Raw genomic sequence first — 18,034 nt, 5'->3', positions numbered from 1 at the left:
ATATTTTCAGCTGCGTTGGCGGCCATTGGATTCTGGCGGGTTGGCTATTGGATAAACATGCATTCGTGCGCAGTTTGTTCGGTAAAGGTACCCGTTTTGCGAAAATCTTGACGCAGTAGCTGTGCTGAGACACTACCTCATAGGCTCGGGAGACAGATTTTTATGTCCTAAATTGTATAAAATATGTCCTTTGAGACAAGTCCATTTGCCTGTATATTTGTCGTATGAATGACGATGGATCTGTTCTCATTAGCAATCAATTAAGGAAAAGAGTGGTAATCGTACCGATGTCTGGGCGTACTTTATTGCATTTTTCGGGGCCTGTTGACGTTTTTACCAATGCTGACAAGTGTCTAAACTTGTCTGGTTCTAGACATGGGTACGATGTTGTAATCGCGTCTCCAACTCTAAATAAGCACATACCTACTTTAGCTGGGGCCGAACTGGTTTGTCAGCAAAGTGCGTTGGAAATTACGACGCCTATTGACATCGTTATTGTAGCTGGAAATGACTTTCAAACTTTAGGAAAATCAGAATATACTGCTTTTTGTAATTGGCTATCTGCCATCAATGAAAAAAGTAAAAGCAGGATCGGGTCAGTTTGCGGTGGCGCTTTTGTTTTAGCTGAAGCAGGATTGTTGAATGGAAAAAAGGCAACAACACATTGGCAGTTGAGTGATCGGTTAAAGAAGGAATATCCACTTGTTGAGGTAAATACGAATCCATTTTATACCGCTGATGGGCGGATATATACTTCTGGAGGGGTTTCTTCCGGGATAGATTTGGCTCTTGCTTTAGTAGAGGAGGATCACGGCAAGGATATCGCCATTCAAGTGGCACGCAGATTGGTATTTTACCTATCAAGACCTGGCTTTCAGGCTCAGTTTGGCAATCTATTGCCAGTTTACGAAAGCACCAATATTGCACAGAAATTATATGGATGGCTCAATGAGAACTTGGCTCAACCTTTGGATGTGGGGCGGATGGCCGAACATTTAAATATGAGCCCAAGAAACTTTACCAGAGTTTTTCATAAACAAACGGGCTTGCCGCCTGCCAAGTTTATAGAAAAACTAAGGGTGGAAATGGCCAGAAAATATTTGGAAGATACTGATGTTTCTATTGAAAGTATAGCGGAAAAATGTGGGTTAAGCAACCTGGTCTCCATGAGGCGCACATTTCTGAGACATTTAATGGTTACACCATCCGATTATCGCCGGGCATTCAGGACATCACTCCAATCTGCTGGCATTAATAGCGCTCAATCCAATTTATATGGAACAAATTAATCTTAATAACATGAAAATAGCAATTAACGGATTCGGCCGTATAGGCAGAATGACCCTGAGGGCATTACAAAATAAACCAGAAATAGAAATTGTCGCAGTAAATGATCTTACAGACATCAAAACACTTACCCACTTACTTAAATATGATACGGCACACGGTCGTTTTCCCGGAGCGGTGACCAGTGAGGAGGATGTGATCATTGTAAATGGAAAACGCATACAGTTATTGAGTGAAAGAGATCCTGAAAAGCTTCCATGGAAAGATCTGGGAATTGATGTTGTAATAGAATCGACAGGCAGGTTTACCGATAAAACTTCTGCACAATCACATATCAATGCAGGTGCAAAAAAAGTATTGATTACTGCACCTGCCACAGGGGGGGTGAAAACGATTGTACATGGGGTGAATAACAACCTGATAGGGGACGACCTAATCTATTCGACTGCATCATGTACCACCGGTAGCATTGCCCCGATTTTAGCAATACTGGACAAAGAGTTCGGTGTGGAATCTGGGTATATGGTGACTGTTCACGCATTTACAGCTGATCAAAACTTACAAGATGCGCCTCATAAAGACCTGAGAAGAGCACGCGCGGCTTCATATTCTATTATCCCTACTACTACTGGTGCTGCCAAGGCTATTGGTGATGTGCTCCCTAATTTAAAAGGGAAAATGGATGGTTACTCTTACCGTGTTCCGGTAATTGATGCATCTATAGTGGATTTATCCATTAATTTAAATAAGGAAGTGTCTGCTGATGAATTGAATGATTTATTTAAATCCTATGCCGGAGGCGCTTTTAAAGATATACTGGAATATACAGAGGAACCGTTGGTATCCTCAGATATTTTAGGAAACACACATTCTTCGATTGTGGATGGAAGTTTGACTAAAACCAACGGTAAGTTAGTTAAAGTGGTTGCCTGGTATGACAATGAAATTGGCATTTCAAACAGGATTGCAGAGCTGGTCAGTTTGCTTTAAAAACACCAAAAAAGGGAACGGCGGCAGGTGATCATACACCTGTCGCCGTTCCCTTTTTTGGTGTTGGCGACCTCCCTGGACCTGCTATCTTACTACAGTAGCTTCCAGTCCGACCGATAGGAGAGGTCACGGTGGTTTTAAATAATCTGTTGTTGGTAGTTTTAAGTAGCTTAAAATTTGAAAGAAAAATTAGCTACGAAGTTCCTGGTAAATTGAGGGTTTCCTACCAAATCCCAATATGCTACATTTGTGATATTGTTTAATTTAAAACCGAATCTCCATTTTTCTTTTTGATAAGAAACAGCGGCGTTAATAATATGATACGCTGGAATGGTATAAGTGTTGCTGGAATTAAGATACGAATCGCCAATATAGTTTCCTCCAAACCCCAGTCCAATACCTTTAATGCTTTCGAAAGGCAGACGATAGTTAACCCAATAGTTAACGATATGTTTGGGCGCCTGTGTTGCCAATTTGCCTTCGTATGTATCGGCCTTAGTAAATTTATTTTCATTAAATCCGTATCCGGCTACAATATTCAGACCGGTTAGGGGAGTAGCGGTAAGTTCTACTTCAACTCCCTTGCTCACTTGCTGACCATCCTGAAAACTATATAGCGCATCATCCGTACGCAAAGCATTGTCAATACCAATATGATAATAGCTAATGCTTCCACCCAGTACACCTCCCGGTAATTCGGCTTTTATACCGCCTTCCATTTGGTTGGCAAAAACCGGTTTTGGCTTAAACAGGCTGCCGTCAGGCTGTTCGACAGGCCCCTGGTTTTGAAAGCCGTTCATGAAGTTTCCAAATAAAGATACCTTATCTTTCACTAGCTGATACACAATTCCTAACTTGGGTGAAAGTGATGGCTGAACAAACCCTCCTTCGTAGGTTTGCTTAAAACGATCAAAACGTAAGCTTAACATCGTCGACAAACGATCTGTCCAATTGATCACATCAGAAGCGTATACACCAAAAGAGTTTCCTCCGTATGCATCATTCGATGCCGTTATTGAATTATCTGCCAATAGACCGGTCACCCTACTCAGACCCGATTTCTCAAAAGGCTTGCTAATGTCTATTTCGTCAAGCTCAAGGGCCTTATAAGTAAGTGTTTCATCGTTAAATTCATAACTGGCTCCAATTAATATGTTATGATGAATTTTACCGGTATTAAAACTTCCATTAAAGTTCTGCTGGATATTTGCATAAGTTCTTTCTCTGGGGCCAAAATGCCTGATACTGGTTGAGGCTGTGGTTGCATTAATCCATTCCACATAAGGCTGATAGCTGTGGTTTAAAAATTCATTTACATGAGACACACCTGTAGTTGATGTCCAGTTTTTACTGATCAGATATTTGGCCTGTCCAAAATATTTTGTGGCCTCTGCGTCGCTAAGCAGATCATTCTGGAAGAAAGATTTTTTAAAGCCCAATGGAATATCTTTTGCAGATTTAAAAGGCACATTATCCGCAAAAAGTAAGGTATATGCCAGACGATTTGCATCACTGTTAAAATATTCAAAATCAAACAGGAATGAAAGGCGATCGCTAGCCTGGTAAGAAAGGCTGGGACTAATGGCGTACCTTTTATTTTTACCATATTCGCTTGAACTGTTTTGCTGATGCTTTACAGCATTGAACCTTAGTAATACTGTTTTCTCTTTATTTAGCGGTGTATTTAAATCAATAGCGGCCCTGCTTAAATCAAAGCTTCCCATGCTATAATCTACCTCGCCTCCAAACCCTGCATAAGGTTTTTTGGTCACCAGATTTATGGCACCACCAAAAGTGGATATCTGCGAACCAAACAGCGTACCTGATGGACCTTTAATTAGCTCTACTCGTTCGAGATTTGCTATTTCCGTTCCCGAACGGTATACTGATGTAGCCATCCCATTCCTGGCATAATCGAAGTTGGTGAAGCCTCTAAATAAGACTGCAAAGCTTCCGGTGACATATTCCGTTGGCGCAACGCCGGCGGCAGCCCTGAAAACTTCTTTAACATCGGTCATCAGTTGCGCTTTCATTAACTCCTTGCCCACGACGTTATATACCTGTGGGTTTTCGAGATTTTTTAATGGCATCCGGGCAACATATTCGGTTTCTTTATTTGTTTGGCGGCTATTGCTATTTACAACAACTTCCTTTAATTGCTGGTTGTCTTCAACCAAAGTAAAATTAACCACGCTGGTTTCTCCAGGTGTTACTGTTATTATGCTTTTTTGTGTAAGAAGTCCCGTAAAACTTGCAGTCAGCGTATAAGCCCCTGCAGGAACTTTGTTGATGGTGTAATTACCGGCGTCGTTTACGATGCTGGCCTTGTTTGTTCCTCCAAGAACAACGTTTACAAATTCAGCAGGTTTACCATCTGAAGTGGTTACTGTGCCCTTGATGGTTCCAGTTTGGGCAAAAGCCTGAACTGTAAGGATAGAAAAAAATAGCGTTAGAAATTTAAGCATATGTGTTATATTTTATTTAGACTTATTAAAAATAAGACGCAAATATATAAACATTTGAATTTCTAACATTGTAAATTTCAATTTTTTAAAATTTATCTCGCTCCAAGGTTTTTTTCGTCCGTTTAGCTGTTGATGAGCATCAAAATAGATGGAAAAGCAAAAGAATTAGTTGAAAGATATAACAGAGTTTTAGCAACAGCCGAAGAAAAGGATGTTACTGGAGATGCAATAAAAGGCTGGATGCATTGTGCGATCAAAGCGTAAATTCGGGTTAGAACAAGCGTGAGCTAGGCAGATGAGAAGCTTAACCGACTTTACAGATAAAGAAAAGCAGAAAAAAGATCCCAGTTAGGGCTAAAAAAACGCAAACACGACTTGTTAGATAAGTTTTCATGATGTTTGTAATTTAGGTTTTACTTAAGCTTTATATCCACAGATACGTTAGCGCCTTTCAAATAGTTGCCTGCTTTCGGAAGTTCCGTGGATTTAAAGTCATATAGTGATTCGAAAATGAAGTTTCGCTGAAATAGGCTGTAGTTTTGCAGCCTACTTTTAAGCAAATGAAAAAATTACTGAATACCATTCCGTTTTCTGTCTTAGATCTTGCAACTGTTATTGAGGGCAAGACCCCAGCCGATACCTTTAAGAAAAGTTTAGACCTTGCCCGACATGCTGAAGATTGGGGGTATAATCGCTATTGGTTGGCTGAACACCATAATATGATTAGTGTGGCCAGTTCTGCAACATCGGTAGTAATAGGCCATATTGCCGGAGGGACAAAAAAAATACGGGTTGGAGCTGGAGGTATAATGTTACCGAACCACTCACCGCTAATTATTGCCGAACAATTTGGTACTCTTGCTTCTTTATATCCTGATAGAATAGATTTAGGATTGGGAAGAGCTCCAGGTACTGATCAGGCAACGGCTGCGGCAATTAGAGGTGAACGTATACATGCGGCTCAGGATTTCCCGGGAGACGTACTTAGGTTGCAAGCCTATTTGTCGGCAGATAACCATAGAAGTAGCGTAAGAGCAATTCCTGGTGAGGGACTTGATATTCCGATATGGATATTGGGATCGAGTACTGATAGCGCACACCTAGCTGCTGCTCTGGGCTTACCGTATGCTTTTGCAAGTCATTTCGCACCAGCTCAATTTCTTACAGCAATAAATATATACAGAAAGAACTTTAAGCCTTCTGAGCATTTGGCTGCACCATATGTTTTAGCTTGTGTAAACGTTGTTGCTGCAGATACTGATCAGCAGGCTAATAAACTTGCCACTTCGTTGTATCAATTGTTTAGAGGAATTGTAACCGGGAAGCGCAGACTTTTGCAACCTCCTGTTGATAGCATGGAGGGAATATGGACAGATTATGAGGAAGAGCAGGCCGGGCAAATGTTGGCTTGTACTTTTACAGGAAGTAAGGAAACTATAAAAGCGGATCTGCAGCAATTTCTGGATCAGACAGAAGTTGATGAGATCATGGCTACTTCGCATATTTTTGATCATCATGCAAGATTGCGTTCTTATGAATTGTTGGCTGAAGCTTTTGGCCGATAAAAAGGAGCATTTCACCGCTTCCGGTTTGCAGATAATCTAATTTCTATTGATAGAAAGTGTAACAAAACCGATTTTGCGCAGACTAATTGAAGAAATAAAATTTTTATGAAACGAATTATACTATTATTTGCGGGATTGGGGTTGGTGCTGAATGCTAATGCCCAGTTTTCTTTAGGTGGAGCGCCACAAAAACCTAAAGTGACTGGACGTATTACAGCATTGATTTTAGACTCGCTTACAAAAAAGCCAATTGACTACGCAACAGTATCATTAATAAAAACAGCTGATAATAAATCTGTAAATGGAGGGGTAACTGATGAGAAAGGTAAAGTGGTTTTACAAAACATTGCCCCTGACCAGTATAAACTTTCTATTGGGTTTATGGGATATAAAACAAAATCTATATCGGTTAAAACCAGTCCCGAAAAGCCTGATTTAAATGCAGGAACCATTTATGTAAGCCCAACAGAAAGTAACCTTAAAGAAGTTGCAATTGTAGGAGAAAAATCTTTGATTGAGAATAAGGTTGATAAATTGGTTTACAATGCTGAGGCCGATATCACCAATGCCGGTGGAGACGCCACTGACGTAATGCGTAAAGTGCCTATGCTTTCTGTTGACATAAATGGAAATGTGCAGTTACGTGGAAGCTCGGTTCGCGTTTTGATAAACGGAAAACCTTCTGGAACAATGGCAAACAGTGTGGCTGATGCGTTGAAAATGATTCCTGCAGAGCAGATTAAAAGTGTGGAGGTTATTACAAGTCCTTCTGCAAAATACGATGCTGAAGGCTCTGGTGGTATTATCAATATCATAACCAAAAAGAAAACTGCCGAAGGTGTTAGTGGAAGTATAAATACATCGGCCGGTACACGTTCAAATAACGGTGCGTTTAATTTAAATGCTAAAACAGGCCGTTTATCTTTAACGGGTAATTTAGGTGTAAATCATGCTTATCCGCAGAATTCGAAGGTTGTTGTATTTAACAGTTCTGTTGTAGACGGGGTTACAAATACAGTTTCACAGAATGGTTTTTCTAAGTGGTCAAGAGTTGGTTACAACGGGAGTGCTGGGTTGGATTATGATTTTAACAGTTACCACAACATTAGTTCTACAGTTAAGTTTAACAGATTCTCTAACGGAGGACCTGGAAGCTCAGATATATTGACCAATAATGTCTTTTCTCAGAATATACGAGATATGGATATGGGTTTCAATAACATGGACTGGAATGTAGATTACAGGAAAACAAGCAAAAAAGAAGGGGAAGAATTGAGTGTTTCTGCACAGCTTTCCAGAGGAAGAAACACCAGTGATTTTACAAACAGATTTGTAAGCGAGGGTATTCCTGATTTTACTTTAATTGGAGGCAATACGGGTAAAAACAATGAGTACACCTTGCAAACTGATTATACATATCCTTTTAGTAAAACAACCACTCTTGAAACCGGATTGAAAGGGATTTTTAGGAATATTATAAGTGACTATGACCAGAACGCTCAGGACTTTGACTATGATCAGAATGTAGGTTCTGCTTATGGGGTTCTTGGTTTTAAATTGTCTAAGAAAATTACTGCCAAAGCTGGTTTAAGGGCTGAGTATACTAAAATTGATGGGCTGGCAGGTAATATTTTGCCGTTTAAAAATGACTATTTTAACTTGTTCCCAAGCGTAGTTTTGTCGCAAACTTTAAAGGGAATGACGACTGTTAAAGTGAGTTATAACCGCAGGATACAGAGACCAAGTTTGTTTTATCTGAATCCTTTTAGAAACGAAAGTGATATTTATAATCCGATGCAAGGTAATCCGGAATTGTCGCCTGAGTTGAGTGATAACATTGAAGTGGGATACTCAACCTATATTAAAGGTTCTGTAATTAATGCTTCGGTATTTTACCGTAATACAAAAAATGTGATTGAAAGCTTTATCAGTCCAATTGTAGAAGATGGTGTAAATAAAAACTTAACATCGTATACAAACGTGGGTACCAGTCAGTCGTATGGTTTTAACGTATTTGGTTCATATAATCCTAAACCTAAATGGACTTTAATGGCTAATTTTGGTATGAATACGTATGATGTAAGCAATGCAAATAATAATATAAATACCGRARCWTTWRTTAMWKAWMCTKYWWTNNMYANGWTSAGYATMYSMYTTSANAKGTKRTYRSWSWACTGAACTTTGGGGTGTTATTAACTCACCAAGAAGGACTTTTCAGGGAAAAACTGATGCCATGTATTTTTATGGTGGTGCCGTGAAAAAAGAGATTCTTAATAAAAAAGCAACCATTGGTTTAAATGTGTTGAATCCGTTTAGCAGAGATTTGAATATTAAGACTGTAAATAATACAGCAACCTCAACTCAGAATACGGATATCCATTATCCGTTACGCTCATTTGGTTTGAACTTTAGTTATAACTTCGGTAAGCTTAAGTTTACGCAAAAGAAATCGATTAAAAATGACGACTTGAAGAAAGAAGAGCAAGGCGGAATGGGAGGTGGTGTGCAATAAGCTGCCGTGATCTGGCCACTCCGTCATTTCGAACGCATGTGAGCGCTGACCGAGTGGCCGTTCTAGACATTTTTTAATTCTTTTTAACCGTTTTAAGAATCATCAGATTTTGTGGATTCATGCTGTAACCGCTAATGTTATTTTGAGTCATAATTACCGATTGATCATAATAAATAGGAACGATGTTGGCAAAGTCAATTACCATTTGATCCATTTTTTGATAAAGAAGATAACGCTTTGCATTGTCGCTAACATAATAACTTTGTTCAAATAGCCTGTCAAAATCGTTATTGTAGTAAGCGGTGTAATTTGGACCATTGGGCACTTTGTTCTTAGAATAAAACATGGCAAGATAATTCTCCCCATCCGGATAATCCGCTATCCAGGAACCCCTGAAAAAATTCACTTCGTTTTTAGACATCAGGTCTCTTAAGCTTGCATTGGGGCTCACATCTACTTTTACTTTAATGCCGATTGCTGCCAATTCACCTTGTATAAATTCTATGAGATCTTTATAAGTAGTAGAAGTGCTGAGGGTAACCTGAGGCATGCCCTTGCCATTAGGGAAGCCCGCCTCTGCTAATAGTGCTGCAGCTTTTTCAGGTTCATAATGATACCCCTTTACTGCTGTGCTATCAAAACCAGGCATACCCTGAGGAATGAAGCCTGAAGTTGCTGGTATGCCTATGCTATTACGTAAATATTTAATTAGTTTAGGTTTATCAATGGCGTAATTTATTGCCTGCCTTACTTTTTTATATTTTAATGGAGAGCGTTTGGCAATGGCGATATTGGTGTCGACAAGTATTCCTACATATTCTGTGCAAAGATAAGGGCCTTTTTTGAGGTTGAATTTGCCTTTATATTTTGCGGTCATTTTTCCGCTTTTTGTTAATATGTCATCACGATAACTTCCGTCCACCTTATCAAAAAAATCAAGGTCCTTTTTAAGGAAATTCATGAACGCACTTTGCTTATCTGTGATGAAGGAGACTTTTACGGCATCAAGATAAGGCAGCTTGGTGTCGCCTGTTTTTTCCCAATAATTTTCATTTTTGAGTAATACCAGTATTTCGTCTTCTTTCCAATATTTAAATTTAAAAGGGCCTGTTCCAATAGGGTGGCTTCGAAAATCTTTGCCATAGTGATCTACAACTTCCTTTGGTACTACCGAGCAATATTGAGTAGTAAGTAATTTCATAAAAGCAGGGAATGGCTTTATGAGTTTAACCTGAAAAGTGCTGTCGTTTATCGCTATAAAATTGTTGATATCTTTTACCTTGTCGCTAAATATCCAGCCACCTGAAGATGCAACTTTAGGGTCGATCAGACGATAAAAACTGTAAACAAAATCAGCGGCTACGGCTTTTCTGCCTTTTCCATCTGGAAAAATGGGGTCGTTGTGAAAATAGACATCGTTGCGGAGATTAAAAGTGTATGTTAACCCATCTGTAGATATTTGCCAGGTTTTCGCTATGCATGGCATGATGTTAAGATTGCTATCGACCTGTACCAGCCCGTTAAACACCTGATTAATCATCCATAAAGCATTTTGATTGCGCGCAAAAGCCGGATCAAGAGAGGTTAAATTCTGATCAAGGTTCATGCTGAAAACTTTTTTCTCCTTATTGGAGGAAGAACTACTGCACGAAAAGACAACAGGTAGAAGCAGTACGCAAAAAATATTTATTATAATACGATGCATCAGTTTAGGAATACTAATTTTGCACAAAGTAATAAATAAATCAATATGTCTTTTTTAAATGCGGTTATAAATAGGGTTGGGGATGAACAATTACGCGAAAATTTTCAGGAACGTGTAGATATAATTCAGCATAAAATTAAGTTCATGGACAAAGTGGCCGTGGCTTGTCTTGATACCAAGAATCATCTTAGTAAGGATTTGGAAGCACTTATTGCCGAAGCAGGTGGGGTTTTGCAAGATGATGTTCACACAGCCAGAGCTGTTATTTATTGTGAAAAAAGCACCAGTATGTTGCAATTGATGGGGGTTGTTCCCTCATTGTTGAATAAGGACTGGCCCTCTGTTGAGTATGATAGAATATATCTTTGGGATGATGAGGCGGCAGTGGCAGATGAGGCAAACGTGGCAGTAAACGCATTAGAAGATCTGGCGGAAATGCTATATCCGGGATACTTTGTTTTTGGAAATGAAGGCAAAACCTGGATGAGTTTTAAAACGCAATAAACTTATTTATCTGCTGGTCGGTAAATTTAAGTGTATCCTCTTTAAAGAAATCGCCCTGTTCATTTAATTCGGCTTTAATGGTTGCTATATGGAGCCTAAGGGGTAACACATTTAAGTGCAGGTAACTGCAAACGCCTCCGAAATGATCAACCCCGCGGATGTTTCCGTATTTGCCGGATGATATGCCTACAAGTGCTGCTTTTTTATCATAAAAGCTTTCGGGAAAATTGCACGCATCTATAAAGAGCTTTAATACTCCGGGGAAACTTCCATTGTATTCTGGTATGATAAAAAGAAACTTAGTAGTTTGGGTTACCATTTCCTGAATCGCTTGGAATTCAGGGCTTCGTTTTCCATACAAATCAGACGCAATAAGATTATCGGGTAAATCTTCAAGGTTGAAGATGGTACATTCTAAGCCTTTTAAAGCCAGTGTTTTCTGATAATAATTAGCGACTTTTAGCGTATTACTTTCAGGTCTGTTGGTTCCGGATATGATGGTTACCATGTATAAATTGTTAATAAGATGTTTAAAACACTTAAGGCTTTAATACTAATTTTGCCATTTAGTTTGTATCTTAGCTATTCGTTAAAATATGCCTAAATAAACACAAAAATAGCATTTTTTATAGATTTACGTCGAGTAAATACAAGCCGTTAGAGAATAATTGTAATTATTAATAAGATAGATGAGTAAAATTATTGCATTGGCAAATCAGAAAGGTGGCGTAGGGAAAACTACTTCATCAATTAACTTAGCCGCAAGTTTAGCCGTACTAGAATATAGAACATTATTAGTTGATGCTGATCCTCAGGCCAATTCTACCTCTGGTATTGGTTTTGACCCAAGAAGTATCAAGAATAGCATTTACGAGTGTATCATTAATGATATTGATGCAGTAGACGCCATTCAGAAAACTGAAACTCCTAACCTTGATCTGCTTCCGGCACATATCGATTTAGTGGGTGCAGAGATTGAAATGATAAACCTGAACAACAGGGAATATAAGATGAAGGCTGTTCTTGAAAAAGTTAAAGATCAGTATGATTTTATTATTGTAGACTGCTCACCATCTTTAGGTTTAATTACCATTAATGCGCTTACCGCTGCTGATTCAGTAATTATCCCTGTACAATGTGAATATTTTGCACTTGAAGGGTTAGGGAAACTTTTGAACACAATTAAAATTGTTCAAAACCGTTTAAATCCTGAATTGGAAATTGAAGGAATTCTACTTACAATGTATGATGTGCGTTTAAGGTTGTCGAACCAGGTTGTAGAAGAGGTTAAGACCCATTTCCAGGAGTTGGTTTTTGATACGATTATTCAGCGTAATACGCGTTTAAGTGAGGCCCCAAGTTATGGTATCTCTGTAATTATGCATGATGCCACTTGTAAAGGGGCAATTAACTACCTGAACCTTGCCCGTGAAATTGTTCATAAAAACGGAATGGTTAAGGAAGTACAGAATACAACTACAGCAATTATTTAAAAATATTTTTAATGACATCTTTTCAGCGAAAAACAGGTTTAGGTAWMKKSYKAWSTKMGCTTTTGGATGACTCAGATGCTGTAAACCCGCCAAAGAACGGGGTGAACCCGGTAAGCGAAACAAAGCAAGAGGGCGGTAACAACAATAATATTGGACATATCAATATTAAAGATGTTGAAACTAACCCGTATCAGCCTCGTACTGAATTTGATCAGGTTGCTTTAAATGAGCTTTCTGAATCTATCAGGGTTCAGGGTTTAATACAGCCAATTACGGTAAGGAAACAACCCGGAGGTAAATACCAGTTGATCTCTGGAGAGAGAAGATTGCGGGCTTCTAAGTTAGCAGGCCTAACCGAAATACCCGCTTATATCCGTAGCGCCAATGATCAGCAAATGCTGGAAATGGCTCTTATTGAGAATATTCAGCGCGAAAATCTTAATGCAATTGAGATTGCACTGAGCTTTCAGCAGATGATAGATGAATGTAACCTGAAACAGGAGCAATTAGGTGAAAGAGTTGGTAAAAACCGTACTACTGTGACCAATTATCTCCGCTTATTAAAATTGCCGCCAGCAATACAAGTTTCTATAAGAGATCAAAAGATCTCTATGGGGCATGCACGCGCGCTGATAAATGTAGAACAGGCAGAAAAACAGCTCTTTATTCATGATGAAATCATTGATAAAGGACTATCTGTGCGTAAGGTTGAAGAGTTAGTTAGAAGCATAAATAGCGTTCAGGTAAAAACTAAATCAAGTAAACAGCCTGTTGGCGTTTCATTTGAATATCAAAAACTACAGAGAGATCTGGCATCTAAATTTGCCACTAAAGTTAAGCTGAAAGTCGGCGAAAATGGGAAAGGGGCTATAGAGATCCCGTTTATGTCTGAGGACGACCTAAGCCGTATTCTGGAATTATTAGATTGGTAATGTACAAAAGTCTGCTGCTATCGGTTTTGTTTCTTTTTGTGACAGCGTTAGCTCGTGCCCAGGAAATTCCTGTTGTTAAGAAGGATACCCTAGTTATTAAACCAAAGCCGGTAGTAGAGCCTGTCAAACCTCAAAAAATAGATACACTTAAAAAACCTGCTTACGTAAATCTTGGTAAAATTGCAGGTAGAAGAGCGGCCCTTAGTTCACTTATGCTTCCCGGACTTGGACAAATCAGAAATGGGGTTACTGTTTATAGACTCGCAAAAGTTGCCGGTCTATATACAGGAATAACGCTTCTTACCATTTCATTTATAGACAATAGTAGGAATTACAGGCTTTTTTATGATGAAATCATTTATCGTAGAGCGAATAATAATGAGAAAAGTGCCGATTTCCCATATAACAACATGGATGAGGCTGGATTAATTACCGCAAAGGATCTTTTCAGAAGAAATAAAGAGGTAATTATTTTCTCGTATGTAGGATTGTATCTCCTGAATGTGGTTGAGGCTTATATAGACGCTCGTCTGAAATATTTTAATGTAGACGATATAGGAATGAAAATTTCTCCTGGTCTAATCAACACTGATACCATGTATGGTTTTAATAATGTAACACCTGGGATAAAACTTACTATTAGATTATAGTATATTTTTATGCAAGTTTGAACTCGTATATGGGGGCTTTTAATACCTTTAGCAAAAAATTAAAAAAATAAATGATTCGGTCTTAGGTTTAAGTCTGGTTCGTAACAAATAAAAGAATAAAATCAATGAAAATAGCATTACTAGGCTACGGTAAAATGGGTCAGATTATTGAACGTTTTGCTTTAGAAAGAGGACATGAGGTAGTTTTAAAAATCAGCATTGATAACCTCGATGACTTAACCGTTGCTAATCTGCGAAAGGCCGATGTAGCTATCGATTTTAGTGCTCCTGATGCGGCAATAAATAATATTTATACCTGTTTTGATGCAAATGTTCCAGTTGTTGTAGGGACTACAGGATGGTATGGCCAATTGCAGGAAGTAAAAAATGAGTGCCTTACACGTAACAATGCACTTCTTTATGGGTCAAACTTTAGCATTGGGGTTAATATCTTCTTTCATATGAATAAGGTATTGGCGAAGTTAATGAACGACTTCCCTGCATATGAAGTTCAGGTGGAGGAAATACATCATACGCAGAAACTGGATTCACCAAGTGGTACCGCAATGACTATTGCTGAAGGCATTATTGAGAATGTTGACAGAAAACGCGAATGGGTTAATGAACTTGTGGGTACAGAGTTCGATGATGTATTAAAGAAAGAACAATTGCTGATCGAATCGCATAGAATCGAGAATATACCAGGTACGCATACCGTGGTGTATAGTTCTGAGGTTGATGAGATCGAATTTAAACACACTGCTCATAATCGTTCCGGGTTTGCATTAGGTGCGGTAGTAGCTGCGGAATGGCTTGAGAAGAAACAGGGGTTTTATAATATAGCTGATATATTTAATTTTAAATAATAAAGAAATATGAATTGGAAATTCTGGCAAAAGGAGAATAAGGACACTAAGCCAAAAAAGAAAAAATCCAGAAGCCGAGAATGGGTTGATGCTATTTTGTTTGCAGTAATTGCTGCTACCATAATCAGGGTGTTTTTTATAGAGGCATATACCATTCCTACTGGCTCTATGGAAAGATCATTACTAATAGGTGATTTTTTATTCGTTAGTAAGGTTAATTATGGTCCTCGTGTGCCAATGACGCCTGTTGCGTTCCCTTTTGCTCATCATACAATGCCTTTAACCGGTACTAAGGCATATTGGGATGGCGTGCAATGGAAGTATCGCAGATTGCCAGGCTTATCTGAGATCAAAAGAAATGACGTAGTGGTATTTAACTATCCTCAGGGCGATACTGTAGCCTTGGAGATTCAGGATGTTGATTACTATAAGATGGTGAGATCAGAAGGCTGGGATGCAATTAATAAGCACTATACTGTTGTAAGCAGACCTGTGGATAAGAGAGAGAACTATATTAAAAGGTGCATCGGTATTGCTGGTGATGTAATTAGTATGAAAGACGGTCTTGTTTCTGTAAATGGTAAACCCGAGAAACTTAAAAGTACCGGGCAGATGACTTATGCAGTAACATTTAAAACTGCCGATATCAATTTCTCTGTTTTTGAGGATCTCGGATTTAACATATCAGAGGATATTAATCAGTCCTCTCCTAATACTTATAGTTTTACCGGGACGGAGCCAATGATGGATAAGGTTAGTAAATTGGATTTTGTGCAATCTGTGAAAGAGGTGACTCAGCCAGAAGGTTATCAGGAGAAAGATGTTTTTCCTTTTGATCCAAAAAGAAATTGGAATGCTGATAATTTTGGTCCCATTCTTATTCCTAAAAAGGGGATGACAGTTCAACTGGATAGTGCATCAATGCCACTTTATGAGAGAAGTATTAGGATTTATGAGGGTAACAAGTTAGAGAAAGCTGGCACTGGTTGGTTGATTAATGGTAAGCCTGCAACTAGTTATACTTTCAAAATGGACTATTACTGGATGATGGGGGATAACAGACATAACTCATTAGATTCTCGTTACTGGGGTTTTGTTCCCGAAGATCATATTGTAGGAAAAGCATTGTTTATTTGGATGAGCTATAATACCAATGGATCATTCTTTAATAAAATAAGATGGAATAGGTTGCTAAGAGGGATAAACTAGGTTTAAAACTTTAGGGTAAAAGAGGGCACATTTTTGTAAGTGCCCTTTTTTTATATAATTAATATTCAATCCAGTTGGCAATCGACCGGGATTTTTTTACTTTTAAGGGAGATGAAAAAAAGTATTATTATAGTAGGTTTAGTCGCTCTTWKYARCMYRNTCMAWMKYMYWKKANTAAMGRNTGWTCMMYWRSWATNTAYARYTYATSMAWRKMMMMAAKWYMYRMWSGKMMNNCAAARACYMNACWMRTRRSWMGATCAAAAATTCGGAATGATTATTCACTGGGGACTATATGCCGTTCCTGGTATTATTGAATCATGGTCTATTTGCTCAGAAGATTGGATCTCAAGAGATAGTACAAGTAATTACGAAGATTATAAAAAATGGTACTGGGGCTTAAGTAAAGAATTTAACCCTGTTAAATTTAATCCGGACCAATGGGCAAAGACAGGTAAAGATGCAGGTATGCGCTATCTGGTATTTACAACCAAACATCATGACGGTTTCAATATGTTTGATACTAAAGAATCAGATTTTAAGATCTCTGCCGGACCATTTAAAGATAATCCTAAGGCTGATGTTGCGAAATATGTATTTGATGCTTTTCGCAAGCAGGGCTTTATGATTGGTGCTTACTTTTCAAAACCCGATTGGCATTCTGAATATTATTGGTGGCCAAAATATGCAACTGCAGATAGAAACAATAACTACGATATCAGGAAAAATCCATGGAGATGGAGCATGTTTAAAAAGCAAACATTTAACCAGATTAGCGAGTTAATGCATAACTATGGTTCGGTTGATATTCTTTGGTTAGATGGTGGATGGGTTAGACCATTAGAAACTGTAAATGAAGAAGTACTTGCATGGGGAATGAAAATTCCTGAATGGAGTCAAGACATTGATATGCCCGCAATTGCTGATATGGCACGTAAAGCGCAGCCAGGATTACTAATGGTGGATAGAACCGTTCACGGGCCTTACGAAAACTATCAAACACCAGAACAAAGTGTGCCAAAAAAACAATTGGCAAATCCATGGGAAAGTTGCATGACCTTAGGTGGTGCATGGGGCTTTGTTCCTAACGACCAATATAAATCTGCCACCCAGGTAATTCACACTTTAATTGAGGTGGTGGCAAAAGGGGGTAGTCTATTACTGGGAGTCGGTCCAAAAGCAGACGGAACCATTCCTCAGGATGCCATAACCAGACTTGAAGATATAGGTAAATGGCTAAATGTAAATGGAAAGGCTATTTATAATACAAGAATCACTAAGGAATATCACGATGGTGATACCTGGTTTACGCAGAGTAAAGACGGGAAAATCAAATATGCATTAACCTGCCTTAAAGATAAAACTCCGGAATATGTAGTTTGGAACGGAAACATACCCGCCAAAGGTTCATCAGTTGAACTCGTTCAAACCGGTCAGAAACTTAAATGGGAAAATAAGGGGACTACCGTAAAGGTATGGTTGCCAAAAAATATCCGGAAAGATCTACCGGCATTAGCATTTTCTTTTAAAGGGGCTTTATAGCCCCTCTATTTCCAATTTTTTAGCGAGTTGGTTCAAGTCATGGACAACCACGTCAATTAACGGAATGCCGTTAATTCTACGCTCTTGCTCATAAGCAAATTCCGGTTCACCCGGAATAATTACCTTTTTATCCGGATCAACAGTTTTAGCGCTTTTAAAGCGTTCAATCCAATTGTCGAGATGATCTTTAAAATCCTGTGCCGGCCTAAATCCATCAATGCTCATCGCACCAAGAAAATGTCCTATACCTTCTCCAACAGGGTCTGTAGGGGGCTCTAAAAAAGCAACAAATGGCGGTACCCAAGGGCCATAATTTG

Annotated in this window: 14 protein-coding genes and 3 pseudogenes; 13 read left to right on the top strand and 4 right to left on the bottom strand. The window is 38.7% G+C overall.

Annotated elements, in window-relative coordinates:
* The first annotated feature begins 224 nt into the window (after positions 1 to 224).
* Both N824_RS17125 and gap read left to right on the top strand, forming a co-directional pair.
* A complete protein-coding gene (locus N824_RS17125) occupies positions 225 to 1,289 on the top strand; it encodes a GlxA family transcriptional regulator (RefSeq protein WP_048906381.1) in 1,065 nt (354 codons plus the stop codon).
* 10 nt (positions 1,290 to 1,299) lie between these two features.
* Positions 1,300 to 2,277 carry a type I glyceraldehyde-3-phosphate dehydrogenase gene (gap, locus tag N824_RS17120; RefSeq protein WP_048906418.1) on the top strand — a complete coding sequence of 326 codons (978 nt, stop codon included), beginning with the start codon at positions 1,300 to 1,302 and terminating at the stop codon, positions 2,275 to 2,277.
* A 170-nt stretch (positions 2,278 to 2,447) separates the two neighbouring features.
* On the opposite strand, the gene N824_RS17115 is transcribed toward gap, so the two are convergent.
* Positions 2,448 to 4,742, bottom strand: a complete 2,295-nt coding sequence (locus N824_RS17115) for a TonB-dependent receptor (RefSeq protein ID WP_152542354.1) — start codon at positions 4,740 to 4,742, stop codon at positions 2,448 to 2,450.
* A gap of 132 nt (positions 4,743 to 4,874) precedes the next feature.
* Between N824_RS17115 and N824_RS35590 the strand changes: the two genes are divergently transcribed.
* The 4 genes and pseudogenes from N824_RS35590 (at position 4,875) to N824_RS35585 (ending at position 8,819) form a co-directional block, all read left to right on the top strand.
* A complete protein-coding gene (locus N824_RS35590) occupies positions 4,875 to 5,006 on the top strand; it encodes a hypothetical protein (RefSeq protein WP_255327456.1) in 132 nt (43 codons plus the stop codon).
* A gap of 296 nt (positions 5,007 to 5,302) precedes the next feature.
* Positions 5,303 to 6,307: an LLM class flavin-dependent oxidoreductase gene (locus tag N824_RS17110; RefSeq protein ID WP_048906379.1), complete on the top strand. Its 1,005-nt coding sequence runs from the start codon at positions 5,303 to 5,305 to the stop codon at positions 6,305 to 6,307.
* Between the two features lie 105 nt (positions 6,308 to 6,412).
* Positions 6,413 to 8,485 (top strand): annotated as a pseudogene (locus tag N824_RS17105) (TonB-dependent receptor domain-containing protein).
* Positions 8,486 to 8,540: 55 nt separating this feature from the next.
* Positions 8,541 to 8,819, top strand: a complete 279-nt coding sequence (locus N824_RS35585; protein ID WP_255327455.1) for an outer membrane beta-barrel protein — start codon at positions 8,541 to 8,543, stop codon at positions 8,817 to 8,819.
* A gap of 73 nt (positions 8,820 to 8,892) precedes the next feature.
* On the opposite strand, the gene N824_RS17100 is transcribed toward N824_RS35585, so the two are convergent.
* On the bottom strand, positions 8,893 to 10,425 hold the full coding sequence (locus N824_RS17100; RefSeq protein WP_306413904.1) for an ABC transporter substrate-binding protein: 1,533 nt from the start codon (positions 10,423 to 10,425) through the stop codon (positions 8,893 to 8,895).
* A gap of 144 nt (positions 10,426 to 10,569) precedes the next feature.
* On the opposite strand from N824_RS17100, the gene N824_RS17095 reads away from it, so the two are divergent.
* Entirely contained in the window at positions 10,570 to 11,028 is a 459-nt protein-coding gene (locus N824_RS17095; protein WP_048906377.1) for a hypothetical protein, read from the top strand.
* Here N824_RS17095 and N824_RS17090 read toward each other — a convergent pair.
* Complete coding sequence (locus tag N824_RS17090; RefSeq protein ID WP_048906376.1) at positions 11,015 to 11,536, bottom strand: NADPH-dependent FMN reductase; 522 nt, start codon at positions 11,534 to 11,536, stop codon at positions 11,015 to 11,017. The genes N824_RS17095 and N824_RS17090 overlap by 14 nt on opposite strands.
* Before the next feature lie 181 nt (positions 11,537 to 11,717).
* On the opposite strand from N824_RS17090, the gene N824_RS17085 reads away from it, so the two are divergent.
* The 6 genes and pseudogenes from N824_RS17085 to N824_RS17060 all read left to right on the top strand — a co-directional run bounded on the left by N824_RS17085 (position 11,718) and on the right by N824_RS17060 (position 17,717).
* Positions 11,718 to 12,521 carry a ParA family protein gene (locus N824_RS17085; RefSeq protein ID WP_048906375.1) on the top strand — a complete coding sequence of 268 codons (804 nt, stop codon included), beginning with the start codon at positions 11,718 to 11,720 and terminating at the stop codon, positions 12,519 to 12,521.
* Between the two features lie 11 nt (positions 12,522 to 12,532).
* Positions 12,533 to 13,453 (top strand): annotated as a pseudogene (locus N824_RS17080) (ParB/RepB/Spo0J family partition protein).
* A complete protein-coding gene (locus N824_RS17075) occupies positions 13,453 to 14,103 on the top strand; it encodes a DUF5683 domain-containing protein (protein ID WP_048906373.1) in 651 nt (216 codons plus the stop codon). The pseudogene N824_RS17080 and the gene N824_RS17075 overlap by 1 nt, the downstream one beginning before the upstream one ends.
* Before the next feature lie 125 nt (positions 14,104 to 14,228).
* Positions 14,229 to 14,969, top strand: coding sequence for a 4-hydroxy-tetrahydrodipicolinate reductase (gene dapB / locus N824_RS17070; RefSeq protein ID WP_048906372.1), 741 nt, complete (start codon positions 14,229 to 14,231; stop codon positions 14,967 to 14,969).
* 9 nt (positions 14,970 to 14,978) lie between these two features.
* Positions 14,979 to 16,178, top strand: coding sequence for a signal peptidase I (gene lepB / locus N824_RS17065; RefSeq protein ID WP_048906371.1), 1,200 nt, complete (start codon positions 14,979 to 14,981; stop codon positions 16,176 to 16,178).
* A gap of 111 nt (positions 16,179 to 16,289) precedes the next feature.
* A pseudogene (locus N824_RS17060) lies at positions 16,290 to 17,717 on the top strand (alpha-L-fucosidase).
* Here N824_RS17060 and N824_RS34390 read toward each other — a convergent pair.
* The coding region (locus N824_RS34390) for an Ldh family oxidoreductase (protein WP_048906425.1) at positions 17,712 to 18,034 on the bottom strand (323 nt) is incomplete at its 5' end. The pseudogene N824_RS17060 and the gene N824_RS34390 overlap by 6 nt on opposite strands.

The organism is Pedobacter sp. V48 (assembly GCF_000523515.1).
In the GTDB taxonomy this organism is placed as follows: domain Bacteria; phylum Bacteroidota; class Bacteroidia; order Sphingobacteriales; family Sphingobacteriaceae; genus Pedobacter.
Note: the sequence above shows the minus strand (reverse complement) of the source record. Positions and strands in the feature narration are given on the sequence as shown.

What these genes read in the sequence shown, in the direction of transcription:
- gap (WP_048906418.1), top strand. Translation starts at nt 1,300, where the DNA reads ATGAAAATAGCAATTAACGGATTCGGCCGTATAGGCAGAATGACCCTG.
- N824_RS17075 (WP_048906373.1), top strand. Translation starts at nt 13,453, where the DNA reads ATGTACAAAAGTCTGCTGCTATCGGTTTTGTTTCTTTTTGTGACAGCG.
- N824_RS17085 (WP_048906375.1), top strand. Translation starts at nt 11,718, where the DNA reads ATGAGTAAAATTATTGCATTGGCAAATCAGAAAGGTGGCGTAGGGAAA.
- N824_RS17110 (WP_048906379.1), top strand. Translation starts at nt 5,303, where the DNA reads ATGAAAAAATTACTGAATACCATTCCGTTTTCTGTCTTAGATCTTGCA.
- N824_RS17095 (WP_048906377.1), top strand. Translation starts at nt 10,570, where the DNA reads ATGTCTTTTTTAAATGCGGTTATAAATAGGGTTGGGGATGAACAATTA.
- N824_RS17115 (WP_152542354.1), bottom strand. Translation starts at nt 4,742, where the DNA reads ATGCTTAAATTTCTAACGCTATTTTTTTCTATCCTTACAGTTCAGGCT.
- N824_RS17090 (WP_048906376.1), bottom strand. Translation starts at nt 11,536, where the DNA reads ATGGTAACCATCATATCCGGAACCAACAGACCTGAAAGTAATACGCTA.
- dapB (WP_048906372.1), top strand. Translation starts at nt 14,229, where the DNA reads ATGAAAATAGCATTACTAGGCTACGGTAAAATGGGTCAGATTATTGAA.
- N824_RS35585 (WP_255327455.1), top strand. Translation starts at nt 8,541, where the DNA reads ATGTATTTTTATGGTGGTGCCGTGAAAAAAGAGATTCTTAATAAAAAA.
- N824_RS17100 (WP_306413904.1), bottom strand. Translation starts at nt 10,425, where the DNA reads ATGAACCTTGATCAGAATTTAACCTCTCTTGATCCGGCTTTTGCGCGC.
- N824_RS35590 (WP_255327456.1), top strand. Translation starts at nt 4,875, where the DNA reads ATGAGCATCAAAATAGATGGAAAAGCAAAAGAATTAGTTGAAAGATAT.
- N824_RS17125 (WP_048906381.1), top strand. Translation starts at nt 225, where the DNA reads ATGAATGACGATGGATCTGTTCTCATTAGCAATCAATTAAGGAAAAGA.
- lepB (WP_048906371.1), top strand. Translation starts at nt 14,979, where the DNA reads ATGAATTGGAAATTCTGGCAAAAGGAGAATAAGGACACTAAGCCAAAA.